The 3,032-nt window shown below is 72.3% G+C and carries 4 protein-coding genes; all 4 read left to right on the forward strand.

Annotated features, from left to right (window positions below):
- Positions 1-62 precede the first annotated feature (62 nt).
- Entirely contained in the window at positions 63-767 is a 705-nt protein-coding gene (locus OZN99_RS28615) for an ATP12 family chaperone protein (protein ID WP_270938618.1), read from the forward strand.
- Positions 767-1,042, forward strand: a complete 276-nt coding sequence (locus OZN99_RS28620; protein ID WP_270938619.1) for an acylphosphatase — start codon at positions 767-769, stop codon at positions 1,040-1,042. The genes OZN99_RS28615 and OZN99_RS28620 overlap by 1 nt, the downstream gene beginning before the upstream one ends.
- Positions 1,043-1,112: 70 nt before the next feature.
- Positions 1,113-1,532 carry a hypothetical protein gene (locus tag OZN99_RS28625; protein ID WP_270938620.1) on the forward strand — a complete coding sequence of 140 codons (420 nt, stop codon included), beginning with the start codon at positions 1,113-1,115 and terminating at the stop codon, positions 1,530-1,532.
- Positions 1,533-1,806: 274 nt separating this feature from the next.
- Positions 1,807-3,032, forward strand: a 1,226-nt coding sequence (locus OZN99_RS28630) for a DEAD/DEAH box helicase (RefSeq protein ID WP_270938621.1), incomplete at its 3' end; no start/stop codon positions are given.

Below are 3,032 nucleotides of genomic sequence, written 5' to 3' on the forward strand. Positions count from 1 at the left end.
GAGGCCGATGCGCCGCGCCGCGCCGCAGGCGCCCGCGTCCGGACGCTGAGGGCGACCGGACCGTGAAGCGGTTCTGGGACAGCGCGGCGCCCGGCGACTCGGAGGGCGGCTTCGCCGTGCTGCTGGACGGCCGCCCGGTTCGGCTGCCCGGCGGCACCACGCTGCAGGTCGCCTCCCGCCCGCTGGCGGAGGCGATCGCCGCCGAGTGGAACGCGGCCGGCGGCGCCAGGGGCGGCGAGTTCTCCCATGCGGAGGTGCCGCTCACCCGCCTGGTCGGCACCGCGGCGGAGCGCATCGCCCCCGATCCGGGCCCGAGCGTCGCCGCCATCGCGCGCTATGCCGAGACCGACCTGCTCTGCTACCGCGCCGAGGACCGAAAGCTGGCGGCACGCCAGGCCGAGGCCTGGGACCCGCTGCTGGACTGGGCGACGCTGACGCTGGACGCGCCGCTGCGCGTCACCGCCGGCGTGATGCCGGTGGCCCAGGATGCGCAGGCCCTCGCCGCGCTGTCCCGCGCCGTCGGCGCGCATCCTCCTGTCGAACTGGCCGCGCTGGGCGTCGCCGTGCCGGCGCTCGGCTCGCTCGTGCTGGGTCTCGCGCTGGCCGCGGGGCGGATCGGCGCGGAGCAGGCGCATGACCTCGCCACGCTGGACGAGCGCTTCCAGGAGGAGTTCTGGGGCCTGGACGCGGAGGCCGCGGTGCGGCGCGAGCGGATCGCCGCCGACGTGGCGCTCGCCGCGCGCCTCATCGCCCTGGCGCGGGCCTGATGGCCGCCCGCCTGCTCCGCATCGAGGGGCGGGTGCAGGGCGTCGGCTATCGCGAGTGGATGTGCCGGGAGGCGGCGCGCCTCGGCCTGCATGGCTGGGTGCGCAACCGCTCCGACGGCAGCGTGCAGGCGCTGGTGGCCGGGGAGGAGGGCGCCGTGCAGGCGCTGCTCACTGCTGCCCGCCGCGGCCCCGTCCTGGCGCGGGTGGACCGCATCGAGGAGACGCTGGCCGAGGACCCGGCCGAACCGGGCTTCCGGCGTCTCCCGACCGGGTGATTTCAAGGATCCTTGCATTTTCGTTTCTGCGTGACATCAGATGTCCATTCCGACATGTGGAAGGTGGGCCATGCAGCGCACGAGCGACGAGATCTTTCTTGATGTGCAAGAGCAGTACCTTCCCCGCGTTCTCGACAAGGTTCGCGACCGCGCGATGGGGTTCGCGGCTGAAGAGGGTCGTGACGCGCCGGACCATGTCGATGTCTTCCGGGCGTTTGAAGCCGTGCTGGGCCGACAGGACCGAGTCGAGCCGCGCTTTTCCGTCGTGCGGGAGAACTTGTTCCTGATCGTGGTCGCGGCGATGACGTTCATCTTCGGCATGCTGGCCTTGGCCCCCTACGTTGCCGGCGCAAGCGCCGAGGTCCTCCAAAGGCTCAACTACCGACCGGACTCCTTCCTCGACATCGCAAAGCTCTTCGCGGGTGTCGTCGTAGGTGGCGCGGCTGGCGCTGCGGTTGCAAGCTCATCGTCACGCCGCGGCAAGGGGTAGGCGCCGGGAGGCCGCGATTGTCCTTGTTTCGTCAACCATCCTGCCCTATCTGAAGCCCCGTCAGCGGGTCCCCCCCGCCGCGCCCCGCCGCGTGAGCGGACCCGAATGTCACAGGGGTCCGGAGCTGGGCGCCAGAGTTGCGCGCTTCCCCTCCGTTCGTACGGACCGCCGGAAGCCGGTTCCGACACTGTCTCGGAGCGTCCCCGCACGCGGGATGCACCGCACCCACCGACCGCATCGATCGCGGCGGCATGAGCGGATTCGACCTTTTCCCATGTCCTTCGACACTCTCGCCCTCGACGGCCGCATCCTCCAGGCGCTGGCCGAGGAAGGCTATTCGACCCCCACCCCCATCCAGCGCGACGCCATTCCCGCCGCGCTCGCCGGGCGCGACCTGCTCGGCATCGCCCAGACCGGCACCGGCAAGACGGCCGCCTTCGGCCTGCCCCTGCTGCACCGCCTGGCCAATGCCAAGGGCCGGCCGCCGCGTGGCGGCTGCCGGGCGCTGATCCTGAGCCCAACCCGCGAACTGGCCAGCCAGATCGCGGACAGCCTCAAGGCCTATGGCCGCCATCTCGGCCTCTCGGTCGCGGTGGTGTTCGGCGGCGTCGGCTATGGCCCGCAGCGCAGCGCGCTGGCGCGCGGCCTCGACATTCTGGTGGCCACGCCCGGCCGCCTGCAGGACCACCTGGACCAGGGCACCGCGCGGCTCGACCGCGTGGAGGCGCTGGTGCTGGATGAGGCCGACCAGATGCTCGACAAGGGCTTCTGGCCCGCCATCCGCCGAATCCTGCCGGTGCTGCCGAAGGAACGTCAGACGATGTTCTTCTCGGCCACCATGCCGGCCGAGGTGTCGCGCCTGGCGTCCGAGATCCTGAAGGACCCGGTCCGCGTCGAGGTCACGCCCGTCGCGACCACCGCCGAGAAGGTCGAGCAGAAGCTGATCTTCGTGGAGCAGGGCCGCAAGCGCGCCATCCTGGCGGAGCTGCTGCGCGCCGAAGGCGTCGGCCGCGCGCTGGTCTTCGCGCGCACCAAGCACGGCGCCGACAAGGTGGTGAAGAACCTGGCCGCCGACGGCATCCAGGCCAACGCCATCCACGGCAACAAGGGCCAGAGCCAGCGGGAACGCGCGCTCGCCGAGTTCAAGTCGGGCCGCGCCCCGGTGCTGGTCGCCACCGACATCGCCGCGCGCGGGATCGACGTGGACGGCGTGACGCATGTGATCCAGCACGACATGCCCGACACGCCGGAAGCCTATGTGCATCGCATCGGCCGCACCGCGCGGGCAGGGGCCAGCGGCATCGCCATCGCGCTGTGCAGCCATGACGAGCGCGAGAAGCTCTGGCAGGTCGAGAAGCTGATCCGCCAGGAGATCCCGCGCGAGGACCGGCGCGAGGACGTCAGCCAGCCCATGCATCGCACGGCCGGCCGCCCCGACGCGGTGAAGCCCGCCGGCGGCGGCCGCGGCCAGCAGCAGCGGCGCCCGCAGCAGCAGGGCCG

This window comes from Falsiroseomonas oryzae, assembly GCF_027856955.1.
Lineage (GTDB): Bacteria > Pseudomonadota > Alphaproteobacteria > Acetobacterales > Acetobacteraceae > Falsiroseomonas > Falsiroseomonas oryzae.

What these genes read in the sequence shown, in the direction of transcription:
- OZN99_RS28620 (WP_270938619.1), top strand. Translation starts at nt 767, where the DNA reads ATGGCCGCCCGCCTGCTCCGCATCGAGGGGCGGGTGCAGGGCGTCGGC.
- OZN99_RS28625 (WP_270938620.1), top strand. Translation starts at nt 1,113, where the DNA reads ATGCAGCGCACGAGCGACGAGATCTTTCTTGATGTGCAAGAGCAGTAC.